The 15,333-nt window shown below is 74.3% G+C and carries 13 protein-coding genes; 8 read left to right on the plus strand and 5 right to left on the minus strand.

The features are described 5' to 3' along the window. The first annotated feature begins 55 nt into the window (after positions 1-55). The 3 genes from LDL48_RS39805 to LDL48_RS39815 all read left to right on the plus strand — a co-directional run bounded on the left by LDL48_RS39805 (position 56) and on the right by LDL48_RS39815 (position 2,728). Complete coding sequence (locus tag LDL48_RS39805; RefSeq protein ID WP_225260366.1) at positions 56-385, plus strand: PadR family transcriptional regulator; 330 nt, start codon at positions 56-58, stop codon at positions 383-385. Continuing rightward, positions 382-1,419: a hypothetical protein gene (locus LDL48_RS39810; protein WP_225260367.1), complete on the plus strand. Its 1,038-nt coding sequence runs from the start codon at positions 382-384 to the stop codon at positions 1,417-1,419. Before LDL48_RS39805 ends, LDL48_RS39810 begins: the two co-directional genes overlap by 4 nt. A gap of 166 nt (positions 1,420-1,585) precedes the next feature. Continuing rightward, complete coding sequence (locus LDL48_RS39815) at positions 1,586-2,728, plus strand: hypothetical protein (RefSeq protein WP_225260368.1); 1,143 nt, start codon at positions 1,586-1,588, stop codon at positions 2,726-2,728. Here LDL48_RS39815 and LDL48_RS39820 read toward each other — a convergent pair. Beyond that, a complete protein-coding gene (locus LDL48_RS39820) occupies positions 2,694-3,578 on the minus strand; it encodes an NAD(P)-dependent oxidoreductase (protein ID WP_225260369.1) in 885 nt (294 codons plus the stop codon). The genes LDL48_RS39815 and LDL48_RS39820 overlap by 35 nt on opposite strands. Positions 3,579-3,606: 28 nt before the next feature. Between LDL48_RS39820 and LDL48_RS39825 the strand changes: the two genes are divergently transcribed. Then, a complete protein-coding gene (locus tag LDL48_RS39825; RefSeq protein ID WP_225260370.1) occupies positions 3,607-3,957 on the plus strand; it encodes a winged helix-turn-helix transcriptional regulator in 351 nt (116 codons plus the stop codon). 110 nt (positions 3,958-4,067) lie between these two features. Here LDL48_RS39825 and LDL48_RS39830 read toward each other — a convergent pair whose 3' ends face one another. Beyond that, positions 4,068-5,111 (minus strand): threonine aldolase family protein, encoded by a 1,044-nt coding sequence (locus LDL48_RS39830; RefSeq protein WP_225260371.1) that lies wholly within the window; start codon positions 5,109-5,111, stop codon positions 4,068-4,070. Positions 5,112-5,182: 71 nt separating this feature from the next. On the opposite strand from LDL48_RS39830, the gene LDL48_RS39835 reads away from it, so the two are divergent. Further along, positions 5,183-6,106: a LysR substrate-binding domain-containing protein gene (locus LDL48_RS39835; protein WP_225260372.1), complete on the plus strand. Its 924-nt coding sequence runs from the start codon at positions 5,183-5,185 to the stop codon at positions 6,104-6,106. A 32-nt stretch (positions 6,107-6,138) separates the two neighbouring features. Here LDL48_RS39835 and LDL48_RS39840 read toward each other — a convergent pair whose 3' ends face one another. Next, complete coding sequence (locus tag LDL48_RS39840) at positions 6,139-8,991, minus strand: M36 family metallopeptidase (protein ID WP_225260373.1); 2,853 nt, start codon at positions 8,989-8,991, stop codon at positions 6,139-6,141. 352 nt (positions 8,992-9,343) lie between these two features. Here LDL48_RS39840 and LDL48_RS39845 point away from each other — a divergent pair, with 352 nt between their 5' ends. Further along, positions 9,344-10,192, plus strand: coding sequence for a DUF1028 domain-containing protein (locus LDL48_RS39845; RefSeq protein WP_225260374.1), 849 nt, complete (start codon positions 9,344-9,346; stop codon positions 10,190-10,192). Positions 10,193-10,199: 7 nt separating this feature from the next. On the opposite strand, the gene LDL48_RS39850 is transcribed toward LDL48_RS39845, so the two are convergent. Continuing rightward, a complete protein-coding gene (locus LDL48_RS39850; protein WP_225260375.1) occupies positions 10,200-10,853 on the minus strand; it encodes a response regulator in 654 nt (217 codons plus the stop codon). Then, positions 10,846-12,102, minus strand: a complete 1,257-nt coding sequence (locus LDL48_RS39855; protein WP_225260376.1) for a sensor histidine kinase — start codon at positions 12,100-12,102, stop codon at positions 10,846-10,848. The genes LDL48_RS39850 and LDL48_RS39855 overlap by 8 nt, the downstream gene beginning before the upstream one ends. Positions 12,103-12,211: 109 nt before the next feature. Here LDL48_RS39855 and LDL48_RS39860 point away from each other — a divergent pair, with 109 nt between their 5' ends. Both LDL48_RS39860 and LDL48_RS39865 read left to right on the plus strand, forming a co-directional pair. After that, positions 12,212-12,991, plus strand: coding sequence for an ABC transporter ATP-binding protein (locus LDL48_RS39860; RefSeq protein ID WP_225260377.1), 780 nt, complete (start codon positions 12,212-12,214; stop codon positions 12,989-12,991). Then, the gene (locus LDL48_RS39865) at positions 12,988-15,303 is read left to right on the plus strand and encodes an ABC transporter permease (protein ID WP_225260378.1); all 2,316 of its coding nucleotides are present in this window, start codon (positions 12,988-12,990) and stop codon (positions 15,301-15,303) included. Before LDL48_RS39860 ends, LDL48_RS39865 begins: the two co-directional genes overlap by 4 nt. The last annotated feature ends 30 nt before the right edge of the window (positions 15,304-15,333 follow it).

The raw sequence follows: 15,333 nt of genomic DNA on the forward strand, positions 1-15,333 counted from the left end.
GGTGGGGTGAATACCATGATTGACGTTATACATCGGTGGACGTACTGTCCACGACGTGCAGGAACCCACCTATCTGATCCTCACCGTGCTCGCCACGCAGTCGTTGCACGGTTACGGGATCACCCAAGCCGTGACCCGACTCTCCGACGGGGAGGTGAACCTTCGCCCCGGCACCCTCTACGGCGCTCTCGACCGTCTGGACCAGCAGGGGCTGATCGCCGTCGACCGGGAGGAGGCCGTCGACGGCCGGCTGCGCCGCTACTACCGGCTCAGTGACAGCGGCGCCGCCGCGCTCGCCGCGCAGTCCCAGCGCCTGCGGCGGCGCGCCGACACCGCCGACCGACAGCTCGCCCTCCGCCCGAACATCGCCGGAGGTGCCGCATGAGCGACTCGTTCGCCAGGGCGTCGCCGGCCGCTCGGGGCTACCGGGCCGTACTGGCCGCCTATCCGGCCCGGATCCGCCGCAAGCACGGCGCCGAACTGATCGACACCATCCTGGAGATGGCCGGTCCTGGTGGCGCGCCGACCCGCAAAGCGAAAGGCCTGCTGATGCTCGACGGTCTCCGCGAGCGGTTCCGTCCCCCGGTGCGCCGCCCGATCGCCCTGGTCGCGGCGATCCTGGCGCTGCTGATCGGCGGCGCCCTGGGTGCCGCGGCCGGGTCCTGGCTGGGCTCCTTCGGTTACGCCACCATGCCGGACGGTGCCGCCCTGGCCGAGCGGGTGCTGCCGGCCCCGGCCACCGGCAGCACCGGTGACCTCTACCTGCAGGGCAACAGCGGCTTCGGTGCCGCGGTGGACGGTCGGGCGGCCGCCGAGTCGGTGCGGCAGCGGCTGGCGGCCGAGGGCTGGCGGACCGGGCCGCTGCAGACCGGCGACGGCACGGACGGTGTCCTCGCCAACGTCCACTTCTACGCCGCGACAGATCAGACCGTTCTGGACGTCTACGCGTACTCGGACGCCGACGGCGCCGGTCTCCTGATGCTCACTGGCTGGCCGCAGCGTCCCGCCGCCTATCTGCCGCTGACGATCGCCGGTCTGTTGCTCGGCCTGGTCGCCGGCTGGCTGACCGGGGTAGCGCTGGCACACCGGATCCAGGCGGCGGGCCGGCCGATCGTCAGCATGGTGCTCACCGCTCTCGGGGTGTTCCTGGTGGCCCCGTCGGCCGTCGGCTTCGTCGCCTCGCTGACCAGTTATCTGACGACGGCCACCGGCCGGCCGGGCAGCGGTCACCTGCCGCACTTCGACGGTTTCGCCTTCGGGCCGACCACGGAGTGGATGCGCAGGATGGACATCGGCGAGGGCTGGATCCTGGTCCCGAGCGACTTCGCGGTGCTGCCGATCTGGGGCTTCGGCCTGATCGCCATCGCGGCGATCGTCGCCCGGCCGGGCCGGGCGGACGACCGGGCCGTCGCCACCTGATCGAACGGAAGGCAGCCCGGTGCGCCCTCGCGGTGACCTCAGGGAGATGCCGTTGCAGTATTAGGTCGCCGCGGCCTACGACCCTGGTAGCCGCGGCCGTAGCCCGATGGCCGACGCGGGCGCCCGAGGTTGCCGCCGAGACTGGCAGCAACTCAGGGGAGGCGACATGGACAAGCGGGGAATCAGCCGGGCGACGTTCCTGGCCGGAGCCGGCGCCGCCGTGGCCGCCGCGGTGGCCGGCGGGGCCCCGGCGGCGGCCGGTGGATCGGCGGCGGCGGGCGGATCGGCGGCGAAGGGCCCGGCGCGGCGGCTGACCCACCGGGGCGTCTGTTACGGCGTCCAGGACGGCGACCACCCCGCCACCGGATGGACCGCCGCCCGGATGCGCACCGACCTGCGGGCGATCGCCACCGACCTGCACGCCAGTTCGGTCTCGGTGTACGGCTCCGGCGTCGACCGCCTCGCCGCCACCGCCACCGAGGCGGCCGAGCGCGGGCTGCACGTCTGGCTGCAGCCGCGGCTGGCCGACGTACCACCGGCGGACATCCTGGACCACCTCGCGGAGACCGGCCGCCGGGCCGAACAGATGCGCCGGCAGGGTGCCCGGGTGGTGTTCAGCGTCGGGTGCGAGTTCGTGCTCTTCGTGCCCGGCATCGTCCCCGGCGACGACGTGCTGGAGCGGGTGCGGAACCTGCTGGCCGGCAACTACGACCCGGCCGTCCTGCGACGCCGGTTGGCCGCGTTCACCGGGCGCGCGGCCCGCACCGGACGGTCGGTCTTCCACGGGCCGATGACCTACGGCGCCGGGTACGACGAGGAGGTCGACTGGTCGCCGTTCGATCTGATCAGCGCGAACTACTACGGCGACCGCCCGGAGCGCGACCTGGCGCCGCATCTGCGCCTCGGCAAGCCGGTCGCGGTCACCGAGTTCGGCTGCTGCACGTACGCCGGGGCCGCCGCCGACGGCGGGATGGGGTGGAACGTCGTCGACTACGACAAGGACCCGCCGGAGATCGTCGGCGACCTGGTCCGCAGCGAGCGCGACCAGGCGCGGTTCCTCACCGGCCAGCTCGGCCGGTTCGAGGCGATGGGCCTGTACGCCGCGCTGGTCTACGACTTCGTCACCCCGGACGCACCGCACCGCCGCGACCCCCGGTACGACCTCGACCTGGCCAGCTACAGCATCGTCCGGACGATCTGGGACACGCCCGCCGATCCTGGCCCGCGCTGGCACTGGGAGCCGAAGCTCGCCTTCCACGCCCTGGCCGAGCGCTTCACCGGCGCAGCAGGTACTCGGCGACCCGGCTGAACCCGTCGGTGCCGTGGCCCCGCCCGATCACCCGGCGGGCCAGCCCTTCGGCGGCGCGCATGATCCCGGCGTCGATCCCGTGCGCCTCGGACGTGTGCACGATGTGGGCCATCGAGGAGGCGGCCGAGGTGATCGGATTGTCCACGCCGGAGAACGTGCCGCCGTCCACGTCGTTCGCGACCTGCTCGAAGATCCGCGGCAGGATGGTCCCGATGCCGGCGGCGAACGGTGCCAGTTCCCGGGCGGTGACGCCCTCGGCGTGTGCCACGGCCAGGGCGTGCGTGTAGCCGGCCAGCGCGGTCCAGAAGACGTCGAGCAGGGCGATGTCGTACGCCGCCGCCCGGCCGGCGTCCTCGCCGAGGTGGGTGTGGGTGCCGCCGAGGCTGTCCAGGACCGGCCGGTGCCGCCGGTACACGTCGGCGGGACCGCTGTGCAGGAAGACCGCGTCCGGCGTACCGATGGTCGTGGTCGGTGTCATGATCGCGCCGTCCAGGTAACCGATGCGGTGCCGGTGCGCCCAGTCCGCGGTCTCCCGGGCCCGGGCCGGGGTGTCCGCCGTCAGATTCACCACGGTACGGCCGGCGAGCGCGGCGGCCACCTCGCCAGGACGCAGCACCGCGTCCGACGCGTCGTAGTTCACCACGCACACCACGGTCAGGTCGCTCGCGGCGACCGCGTCCGCGGCCGAGCCGGCACCGGACGCACCGCGGGCGACGAGTGCGGAGTCCCGGCCCGGGGTCCGGTTCCACACCGTGGTGGGCACGCCGGCGTCGAGGAAGGCGCCGGCCAGGGCGCGGCCCATCGGTCCCAGACCGAGGACGGTGACAGACTTTCCGGGGTACGAGGACATGGACCTACCTCCACGAAGGGGAACACCGATGACGCGCAGCCGGGCCCGCGACCCGAACGTGTGCGGGGTCACCGCGGCGATCGCCGTGATCGACGGCAAGTGGAAAACGGCGCTGCTGTGGCTGCTGGAGTCCGGCCCGCAGCGCCCCGGGGAGTTGCGGCGGCGGCTGCCCGGACTGACCGAGAAGGTGCTGACTCAGGCGCTGCGCGAGATGGAGGCCGACGGCCTGGTGCACCGGGAGGCGCACCCGGTGCGGCCGCTGAAGACCGAGTACTCACTGACCGGGTTCGGCCGCGAGCTGTCCGAGGCGCTGGCGCCGTTGTCCGACTGGGGGCACCGCCGCCTGGACCGGCTGACCGGCGGTCCGCAGACCGTCTGAACCGTCGTCACCTCCCGCTCGCCGGAGCCACCCGCCCGCCCGCCGCCCGCGATCAGCTTCGCCGACGGCGCGGGCAGCCGCCAAGTACCCACAAAAAGGTGGGTACCTCGTCACGGTCGGCGGGTGTGCGCCCGGACCGCCGCGGCGAACCGGTCGACGTCCTCCGGGGTGGTGTCGAAGGAAGTCATCCAGCGGGCCTCGCCGGCCGCCGTGTCCCAGTCGTAGAACGGGAACTCGTCGTGCAGCCGGGCCAGCGCCTGCTCCGGCAGCCGCGCGAACACCGCGTTCGTCTCGACCGGGTAGACCACCTCGACGTCGTGCCGGACCGCCCGATGCAGCCGGGTGGCCATCGCGTTCGCGTGCGTCGCGTTGCGCCGCCACAGGTCGCCCGCCAGCAGCGCGATGAACTGGGCCGCGATGAAGCGCTGCTTCGACGCCAGCTGCATGGACGTCTTCCGCAGCCGGTCGGTGCCCCGGTCGACCGCGGGGTTGAGCACCACCACGGCCTCACCCAGCAGCAACCCGTTCTTGGTGCCGCCGTAGGACAGGACGTCCACCCCGGCGTCCGTGGTCAGGGCGCGCAGCGGCAGGCCGAGGTGGGCGGCGGCGTTGGCGAGGCGGGAGCCGTCCAGGTGGACGTACATGCCGTGGTCGTGGGCGAAGCCGGCGATCTCCCGGATCTCGGCCGGGGTGTAGACCGTGCCCAGCTCGGTGGCCTGCGCCAGGGAGACGACCTGTGGCTGGGCCCGGTGCGGGTCGTCGAAGCCGCGGGCCTCGGCACGGATCGCGGGCACCGTCAGCTTGCCCTGCTGCGCCGCCACCGGTAGCAGTTTGAGACCGGCCGTCTTCTCCGGGGCACCGCCCTCGTCGACATGGATGTGGCCGGAGTCGGCGCAGATCACCGAACCCCATCGGGAGCAGAGCGCCTGCAGCGCCACCACGTTGGCGCCGGTGCCGGTCAGCACCGGAAAGACCCGGGCGGTGTCGCCGAAGTGCGCGCGGAACACCTCGCCGAGCCGCCGGGTGTAGACGTCGCCGCCGTAGCTGCCCTGGTGGCCGTGGTTGGCGTCGGCGATGGCAGTGAGGACCTCGGGGTGGATGCCCGAGTAGTTGTCGCTGGCGAAGCCCCGGGCTTCCCGGTCATGCAGGATCATGTCCGTCATCCTCACCGGCTGGGGCAGCGCGGCGAAACCGATGCCGGAAATGCTGAGCATAAGATTTTCGGATGCTCGATTCGTACCGGCTGCGCCTGCTCGTCGCCGTCGCCGACACCGGCTCCATCGCCGGGGCCGCCGCCACGGTCGGATGCAGCGCGGCGGCCGCCTCCCAGCAGTTGGCCGTGCTGGAGCGGGAGGCGCGGGCCCAGTTGCTGGAACGCTCGGCCCGCAGCGTACGGCTGAGCAACGCCGGCCGATTGCTCACCGACCACGCCCGCCGCATCCTCGCTGACCTGGACACCGCCGCCCGGGCGGTCGCCGCGGCCGGCTCGGAGACGGCCGCTCACCTGCGGATCGCGTCCTTCGCCACGGCGACCCGCCGGGTGGTCGCCCCGGCGATGATCGCGATGCGGCGCCGGCACCCCGGGACCGAGCTGACCTTCACCGAGATGGAGCCGGAGGAGTCCGTTCCCGCGGTGGCCGCCGGCCGGGTGGACGTGGCCCTGACCCACCAGTACGCGGGCTTCCCCGGCCCGTCCGTCCGGGGCCTCCACGAGCAGCTGGTCTTCACCGATCCGTTGCTCCTGGCGGTTCCGGCCACCCTGGCCGCCGACCCGGAGCCGCCCGGACCGGCCGGCGCCGAGTTGCGTGCCTACGCCGGCGCCGACTGGATCTCCGGGATCTCCGCCCAGGGATTTCAGGCGGTCACCGAGATGGCCTGCCACGTGGCCGGTTTCGAGCCCCGGATCAGGTCCCGCGCGGACACCTACCCGGTGCAGCTCGATCTGGTCGCGGCCGGGCTCGGCGTCGCCCTGGTCCCGCGCTCCGCAGCCGCCCGGCGTCCCGGCGTCGCGCTGCTGGAGATCACCGCCCCGGCCCATCTGGCCCGGACGGTGCACGTCACCACCCGGACCTCGGACCGTTCCCCCGCCGTCGCCGCCTTCCGCCAGGAACTGGTCCGGCACCGGAGGCGCGGACCGGGACCGCCGTGACTGCCGGCGGTCCCGGTCGCGGGCACCACGGATCAGTCGGTGAACGCCTGGAACTCGTTCCAGTTGGACGCGTTGTTGTTCGCGCAGACCGTGGACGTCCGCGGGTCGTTGTCGGACTCCGCGGTGTAGTGCGGGTTGCCGGAACACTGGCTGGTCAGGCTCCGGATCCGCAGATGCGTGGCCGGCGTCGGTTCCAGCGCGAACGACCGGGTGGTGAAGTCCGGCATCTTGGGCCGGAACGTCCCGCCGGGGAAGGCGTCGGCCGGACTGGTGTACGCGACCCGGTACCCCGCGTCGGTGGCGCAGTCCGCGCCCGCGGTGGCGTCACACGCCTCCACCCGGAACGACCGCAGGGCGTCGAACCGCTGTCCCGAGACCTGGGCGGAGCCGACCTGCACCCGGGTCACCACCTGGGCCGCGGTCCCGGCCAGGTCCACGGTGACGTAGGGCTGCGCGACCGGCTGCGGGAGGAGCAGGCCGCTCATGTAGAAGGTGTCCTCGTCGTCGTCCAGCAGGTCCGCCCGCAACGCCGTCGCGCCGGTGCCGCCGGCCGCGACCGCGCCGTTGGTGCCGGACGCGACGTTGCGGTGCATCTCCGGGCTGACCGTGGCGTTGTCCGCGGAGACGGTCCCGGTGAGCCGGGTGTGGCCCAGCCCCTTGCCGACGGCGAGGAACCGGTAGTCCCCGGGCACCATCGACACGGTGTCCGGCAGCGCGGTGGCCGGGTCCGTGTCGGCGACCGGGACGGACCGCGCCTCGTAGTCGCCGACGTAGAGCGCGACCGGCCGGTCCTGTCCGGCGCCGGTCGGCCGCAGCGTCACCTCGACGTTGTCGCCGGCCGGGGACCGGAAGCTGGGCGTCGGGTCCAGGTCGCCGGGCCCGCTGGCCGCGTCGGCCCCGAAGCCCCGGTGGGCGAAGGCCCGCCACAGCAGGTCGGCGTTCGCGCCGTCGAAGCGTGCCTGGTCGGCGGCCAGCAGGTTGTCGCGCATGTCCAGCATGCTCGGTTCGCCGGTGGCCTGGAGCAGGAACGAGTCGAGGACCAGTTGGATCCAGCGCCGGTTGCCGGGGCACTGGTCCACCGCGGTCCGGCCGGCCGCGCAGGACTCCTGCAGTTCGCGGTCGCCGGCGCCGTACCGGTCGAGCATGGCGGCGCGGATGTCGGCATTGACCGCGCTCCAGATCTCGCCGATCGAGTGCACGCTGTTGGTGGCGTCGTAGCCGACGTTGGAGAAGTTCAGCGGGCTGTCGCTCATGTCGTAGTTGCGCACCCCGCTGACCGGGTCGCCGCTGACGTAGCCGCCGGTGACGAACGGGGAGTCGCCGGCCGGCGCATAGCCGTGCTCGAAGAGGAACTCCATCGCGATCAGGTCCGACCAGCTCTCCCCCATGGCGTTGCCGTGCAGCGAGTTGAGCCGGGTGTCCGGCCCGGCGATCATGCGGTTGGAGATGGCGTGCCCGTACTCGTGCGCGATGAAGGTGGCGTCGAAGTCACCGTCCACGCAGGGCGCGTAGATCTCGCCCCGCCGCGGCTGGAACATGAACATGTTGGTGGTCGGCGGCACCCCGTCCGGGGTGGAGCTCTGGTTGGCGTTGTTCCGCACGTCGGGGGTGGCCGCGCCGTTCATGGCGTTGCCCCGCTCGGCGTCCCCGCCCAGCCCGCCCGGCTTGGCGTTCACCGTCTGCAGGTTCCACGTGGCCTCGGTGAAGCCCAGGTGGTACGACCAGTCGTGCATCAGGTTGTGCACCGCGAACAGGTTGGCCGCCGCCGCGTCCGCGTCCGCCCGCTGCGGTGAGGTGAGCGCGGCCGGGTCGCACTTCTGCTGGTGCCACTGATCGGTGAACGGGTAGGTGTACTCGCGGTTCGGGCTGCTGGTCGGCGACGCCACCGGGTGGCCGTTGCCCCAGGAGACCACGGTCTCCGCCGAGTTGCCCCGGGTGGTTCCGGTCGGCCGGCCGGTGCCGGCGTCGGTGTCCCAGGCCTGCCCGGTGGCCGGGTCGACGACCGCCCGGTCGCAGCCGTCGACGGCGATGGCGCACCAGGTCTGCCGGGTGTCCGCGCCGTCGCCGGACGGTGGTTCCGCGAAGACCTTCCAGCGCGGGTTGTCGTCGGCGAAGTCGATCAGGTTCTCCCGCACCAGGACGGCGCCGTCCCGGGCGTCCACGTAGGTGGTGTACCCCAGCGGATGGTGCGCGTCGTCGGACACGACCACGACCTGGTACGCCGCCCGCGGCGCAGCACCGGGCATCGGCATGGCGACCAGCCGGACCCGTTGCTGCGCCAGCCGATCGGCGGGAATCCCGGCGTCGTCGAGGGCGATCTCCAACGCCCGCGCGGCGGTGAGTTGCGCGGCCGCCGGGGTGCCGGCCGCCGCGCTGAGCGACGAGGTCACCCGCAGCACGTCGCCGTCGCGGACGGTCACCGCGGCGAGGCCCTCGAACCCGGCGGGCAGCGTACCGAACCGCTGTCGCAGCAGGACGACCGTGCCGCCGCCGATCCGGGTCTGCGCGACCGTCTCCAGCGCGTCGACGGCGGTCCGGTCGAGCGCGAACAGGCCGCGGTTGCCGGCCAGGTACTGCCGCGCCGCGGTGTCCGGCTTCCGGGACAGGCCGGTGGCCAGCGGCCGTCCGTCCATCCTGGACACCGCGGCCGGCGTACCCAGCGCGTTGAACCGGGCCGTCAGGCCGGCCGGTGCCCGCCGCGAGTCGGTGGCCGCGGGCCCGGCGGGCCGCGGTCGGTGGTCGAGGAACGCGTACTCCGTCTCGGCCGGGCCCGCACCGGCGGCCGGCGCGGTCACCGGCGGCCCGGCCGCACCCGGTGCCGCACCGGTGAACACTGTCGACGCGGTCAGCACACCCGCCGCCGCCACCCGTCTCCATCCGTGCATGTCGCCTCCCATGGCATCCACCCAAAAGCTTGAAGATGAAACTACCTAGAGGGCAGCCGGATATCGAGAGCGGGCAATGAATTGGGGTACGGAAGGGCCGAATGCACGCTGCGGGCGGGTCAGCGGCGGCAACCGCTTTCCCCGCCCGCAGCACCGGACCGCTCGTCGAACGCCACCGGGCGGCGGAGCCCGTCGAGGTGCGATCCTCACCGGCCACGCCGGGGCGGCGGCGGGCACGGCCGGATGGGGTCGACGGGATACCCCGTCCGCCCAGTGTGCGCCGTCAACGTTACGAACGTCGTACCCGGACGGCAGAGTCTTCGTGGACTGCGAGATGACCTACCGTCGAGGCATGACGTTCTCGATCGTGGCGCGCTCGGCCGACGGCACCGCGCTGGGCGTGGCGGTGGCCAGCCGGTTCCTCGGCGCCGGCGCGGCGGTGCCCGCGGCCCTGGCCGACGTGGGCGCGGTGGCCACCCAGTCCTACGCCAACCTCGCCTACCGGCCGCAGGCGCTGGCCCTGCTCGGCACCGGGGTGGCGGCGCCCGGGACGGTGCGAGCCCTGATCGCCGGGGACGACGGCCCGGTGGACCACCGCCAGGTCGGCGTGGTCGGCACGTCCGGGCCGGGCGCCACGTTCACCGGTGAGTCCTGTCACCCGTGGGCCGGCGGGGTGGCCGGCGACGGTTACGCGATCCAGGGCAACATGCTGGCCGGCCCGCGCGTGGTGACCGACATGGAGGCCGCCTGGCAGGCCGCCGCGGACCAGCGGCGGCCGGCCTACCGGTTGCTGGCCGCGCTGCGCGCCGGCGACCTGGCGGGCGGCGACCGGCGCGGGCGGCAGAGCGCGGCGCTGCTGGTGGTGGCGAAGGGCATGGGGTACGGCGGCACCAGCGACGTGGTGGTGGACCTGCGCGTCGACGATCACGCCGACCCGGTCACCGAACTGGCCCGCCTGCTCGAGATGCACACGCTCTACTTCGAACGTCCGGACCCGGCGACACTGATCCCGCTGGACGGCGCGGTCGCCGACGAGGTGCGGTCCCGCCTCGCCGCCGCCGGGCACCCGGCCGGGCCGGGCACGGCCGGCCTGGACACGGCGCTGGCGGCCTGGGCCGGCATCGAGAACCTGGAGGAGCGCATCGTCGCGGGCGCGATCGACCCGCTGGTGCTGGCCCAGCTGCGCGCCGCGACGGGGTGAGCCGCGGTCAGTCCCGGAGGTAGGCGAGCACCGCACGGACCCGGCGGTGGTCGTCGCCGTCCGGCGGCAGGTCCAGCTTCATCAGCAGGCTGCCGATGTGCTTGGCCACGGCCGCCTCGGTGACCACCATGGCCCGGGCGATGGCCGCGTTCGACCGGCCCTCGGCCATCAGCCCCAGCACCTCCCGCTCCCGCGGGGTGAGGCGCAGCAGCGGGTCGCGGCGCCGGCCCAGCAACTGCCGGACCACCTCCGGATCGACCACGGTACGCCCGGCGGCCACCTGCAGCAGCGCGTCGACGAACTCGGTGACCTCGCCGATCCGGTCCTTGAGCAGATAGCCGACGCCCGCCGAGGGGCCCGCGTCGAGCAGCTCGGCCGCGTACGTCTGCTGCACGTACTGGCTCAGGACCAGCACCGGCAGCCGCGGGTCGGCGGCGCGCAACTCGATCGCCGCCTGCAGCCCCTCGTCGCTGAAACCGGGCGGCATCCGTACGTCGGTGACCACGATGTCCGGCCGGTGCTCGGCCACCGCGGCCCGCAGCGCGTCCGCGTCGCCCACCGCGGCCACCACCTCGTGGCCGAACCGGCGCAGCATGCCGACGATGCCCTCCCGGACGATCAGCCCGTCCTCCGCGATCACCACCCGCAGCGCGTCAGCCATGCGACTCGTCGTCCACCGTCACCGGAATCTCCACGTGCAGCAGCGTAGGGCCACCGGCCGGGCTGGTCAGCGCCACCGTCCCGCCGGCCGCCGCGACCCGGTCCGCGAGACCGACCAGACCGGAGCCGCGGCGCGGATCGGCGCCGCCGCGGCCGTCGTCGCGCACGTCCACGGCCAGCCAGCCGCCGGTGAGCCACGCGGCCACCGCCGCCCGGGTGGCGCCACTGTGCTTGGCGACGTTCGCCAGCGCCTCCACCACCACGAAGTACGCGGTGACCTCGACCGGCGGCGGCAACCGGCCGGGCAGCCGCACCCGGACGTCGACCGGCACCGGTGCGTTGCCGGCCGCGTCGCCGATCGCGGCGGCCAGCCCCCGGTCGGTGAGAATCTTCGGGTGCACGCCGCGGATCAGCTCCCGCAGCTCACCGAGGGCGTCCTTGGCCAGGTCGTGCGCGGCGGCCACCTGCGCCGCGGCCGCCGACCCCTCCGGCAGCTCCAGCCGGGCCAGTCCCAGTTGCAGGTTGAGCGCGACCAGCCGCTGCTGCGCGCCGTCGTGCAGGTCGCGCTCGATCCGGCGGCGCTCCACCTCGAACGCGTCCACCAGACGCGCCCGGGACCGGGTCACCTCGATCAGCCGGACGTCGGTGTCGTCGGCGCGGGGTGCCAGGATGGCCCGGGCCATCGCGGCCCGCGCACCGGCCCACGCGGTCACCGGGTACGTCATCACCACGGCCAGTCCGACACCGCCGGCCGAGAGCAGCAGCTGGTTGACCACCGGCTCGTCGTTGAGGTACAGCGGTGCGGCGAACATCGTCAGCGGCAGGTAGACCGCGCCCGCCACCACCATGGCGTCCATCCAGCAGAGCACGGTCGCGGAGATGATCGTGTAGCCGAGTTCGCGCCACGTCGCGTTCTCCCGCAGCCGGACCGCCAGCCACGCCCGCAAGCCCGGTCGCGGCGGGCGGCGGTGCGGGTCGGGCAGCACCTCGTCGTCGACCAGCCGCATCCGCCAGCGTTCCAGCCGGCCCACCGCGACGCCGGACAGCACCGTGGCGACCAGGCCCGCGACGCCGATCACCAGGACCGCGAGGATCAGCCCGGCGACCAGCAGCCCGATCACCGCGCAGATGGTGGCGAAACCCAGCACCGTGCCGCCGATCAGGTACGCCAGCGACCGCCACGGCCACGCCGACCGCAGGAACCGGGTGGGACGCATGGTGAGGGCGTCCAGAGCGTTGCGGACCGGCATGCCCCGACGCTACCGGCGCACCGCCACGGGCACGGTAGTGCTGGGTATACCCCACAGTCTCGACGCCGCGTGACTGTGCGGCGGCGGCCGGCCCGGTTGGCTGGACGCCATGACCATCACGACAACCGCACCCGCCATCGAGCTTCGTGCCGTACGCCGGGTCTACGGCACCGGCGAGCGCGCGGTCACCGCACTCGACGCCGTCGACCTGCGCATCCCGTCCGCCAGCTTCACCGCCGTCATGGGCCCGTCCGGCTCCGGCAAGTCCACACTGCTGCATTGCGCCGCCGGCCTGGACCGGGCCACCGGCGGCGAGGTGATCATCGACGGCGTGTCGCTGGACGGCCTCACCGAACGGGCGCTGACCAAGCTGCGGCGGGCCCGGGTGGGCTTCGTGTTCCAGGCGTTCAACCTGGTGCCGGCGCTCACCGCGGCGCAGAACGTGGCGCTGCCGCTGCGGCTGGCCGGCCGCCGCCCGGAGCCGGGCGAGGTCACCGCGATGCTCGGCGAGGTCGGGCTGGCCGACCGGGCCGGGCACCGCCCCAGCGAACTCTCCGGCGGCCAGCAGCAGCGGGTGGCGATCGCCCGGGCGCTGGTCACCCGGCCGGCCGTGCTGTTCGCCGACGAGCCCACCGGCGCGCTCGACGCGGCCTCCGGGCGCGAGGTGCTGCGCCTGCTCCGGACGGCCGTGGACCGGCACGCCCAGACCGTCGTCATGGTCACCCACGATCCGTTCGCCGCCGCACACGCCGACCGGGTGCTGTTCCTCGCCGACGGCCGGGTGGTCGACTCGCTGGCCGGTCCGGCCGGCGCCCAGGAGATCGCCATGCGCACCGCGGCGCTGGAGGAGGGCGTCCGCGCCGGGGACGTCGCGGAGGCCCGGCGATGAACCTGGCCTGGCAGATGGTGCGGCACCGGTTCGCCGGTTTCGCCGGCACGTTCCTGGCGGTCGCGCTGGGCGTCGCGGTGGTCGCCGGCGCCACCACGCTGTACCTGTCGTCGCAGCCGGAGACTCCGGCCCGGTACGCCGGCAGCGCCGTCCTGGTCGAGTCCCCGGAGAGCGGCGAGTACGAACTCGGTAGACCGCACCACCGCCCGTGGCCGGCGGCGGAGGCGACCGCCCTGGCCGGCCGCCTGGCCGAGGTGCCCGGGGTGACGGCCGCGGTGCCCGACCCGTCGTTCTACGTCCAGCGGGTGGTGGACGGCCGGGCCACCGGCGATCCGGAACAGTCCCGCTACGCCGGGCACGCGTGGTCGTCCGCGGTCCTCGGCGGCTACCGACTGTCCGCGGGGACGGCGCCGGCCGCGGAGGGTGAGGTGGCGCTCGCCGGTGCCGCCCCCGGCACGGTGGTGGAGGTGCTCACCGTCGCCGGCCCGGCCCGGTGGACGGTCACCGGCACGGTGGACGGACCCGGGTTCTACGTCGCGGACGCCGCGGCGCTGCGCCGGTCCGCCGGCGTACCGGTGATCGGCCTGGTGGTCGACGGCGAGCCGGAAGCCGTCGCGGCGGCGGCCCGCGCGGTGGTCGGCGCGGACGGCACCGTGCTCACCGGCGACGACCGGGACCGGCTGGAGCCCGGCGAGGTGACCCGCACCCGCTGGCTGGGCGCCCAGTTGCTGATCGCGATGGTGGCGATCGGCGGGTTCGTCGCGATCTTCGTGGTGTCCTCCACGACCGCGTTGAGCACCGCCCAGCGCCGCCGGGAGATCGCCCTGCTGCGCGCCGTCGGCGCCACTCCGGGCCAGGTGCACCGCCTGATGTACGCGGAGACGCTGGTGGTCGCGGTGGCCGGCAGCGCGGTCGGGGTGTTGCTGGGCGCCGCCGTCGCGCCGCTGCTCGCCCAGCCGATGATCGACTCTGGGCTGCAGCCGTCGATCTTCACCGTGTCGGTGCAGCCGGTGGCGCTGGCCGGCACGTTCGCGCTCGGCATCGTGGTCGCGCTGCTGGGCGTCTGGTCGGTGGCCCGCCGGGCCGGCCGGACCCCGGCGCTGGACGCGCTGCGGGAGGCGGAGGTCTCGAAGCGTGCGATGTCCCCGCTGCGCTGGGTGGCCGGGCTGCTCGCGGCGGCCGGCGGCGTGGCGCTGCTGGTGTTCCTGCCGAACCTGGCGATCCAGTCGCAGGCCACCGTCGGCATGGGTGCCGCGATGCTGCTGCTCACCGCGGGGGCGCTGCTGGCACCGGTGGTGATCGTCCCGCTGGTCCGGGTGGTCACCTGGCCGTGGCGGCGCGGGGCGACCGGCATGGTGGTCCGCGAGGGCACGCTCACCGGGGTACGCCGGGTCGCCTCGACCGCCGCGCCGGTGCTGCTGACCGTCGGGTTCGCGATGCTGCTCACCGGCACCGTGGCGACGATCACCGAGGTCGAGGGCGCGGAGGAGCTGGCCAAGATCCCGGCGATCACGGTGGCCACCGCGGACGGCACGCCCGGCCTGTCCGAGGCCGCGGTGGCCGCGCAGCGCGGCGAGTCGCAGTTGCCGACCTGGGTGCATGTCAACCACGGCGGCACGGTCACCGGGTACGACGCGGTCGGCCGGTCGGACGCACCCGGCCTGGTGCTGTGGCCGGACACCGCGGCCGAGATCGGCGCCGCTGCGGGCGGCACGGTGTCGCTGCGCTGGCCGGACGGCACGCTCGGCACGCTGCCGGTGGCCGCGGTCGACGCCGACGCGCCGGCACCGGTGGTCGTACCCCGGGATCTGGCCCGCCGGCACGACCCGGCGGCGCTGACCACGGCGGTGATGCTGGACGGCCCGCCGCGGCCCGCGCCCGGCCTGCGCACCATGTCCGCCCGCGACTACGTCCAGCTCGACATCGACCGGGAGGAACGGATCATCGACATCTTCCTGATCATGCTGATCGGTCTGGGGGTCGGCTACACCGGCCTGGCCGTGGCGAACACGCTGCTGATGGCGACCGCGGCCCGCCGGTCCGAGTTCCGGGCGCTGCGGCTCGCCGGGGCCGGCACCGGGCAGGTGCTGCGGGTGTCGTCCGCGGAGGCGCTGCTGGCGGTGGGTGTCGGGACGGCCCTCGGTGCGGCGGTGGCCATCATCTCGCTCACCGGCGTCCGGGAGGCGGTCGAGGCGGAACTCGGCATCGCCGTGCCGCTGGTGGTGCCGTGGGGCGCGTCCGCCGCCGTGGTCGGGATCTGCGCGGCGGTCGCGCTGCTGGCCACCGCGGTGCCGGTGCTCCGCCGCCGGTGACCCGGCGGTTTCCGCCGCCGGCCCGGTGCC

This window comes from Jidongwangia harbinensis (assembly GCF_020216025.1).
Taxonomy (GTDB): domain Bacteria; phylum Actinomycetota; class Actinomycetes; order Mycobacteriales; family Micromonosporaceae; genus Actinoplanes; species Actinoplanes harbinensis.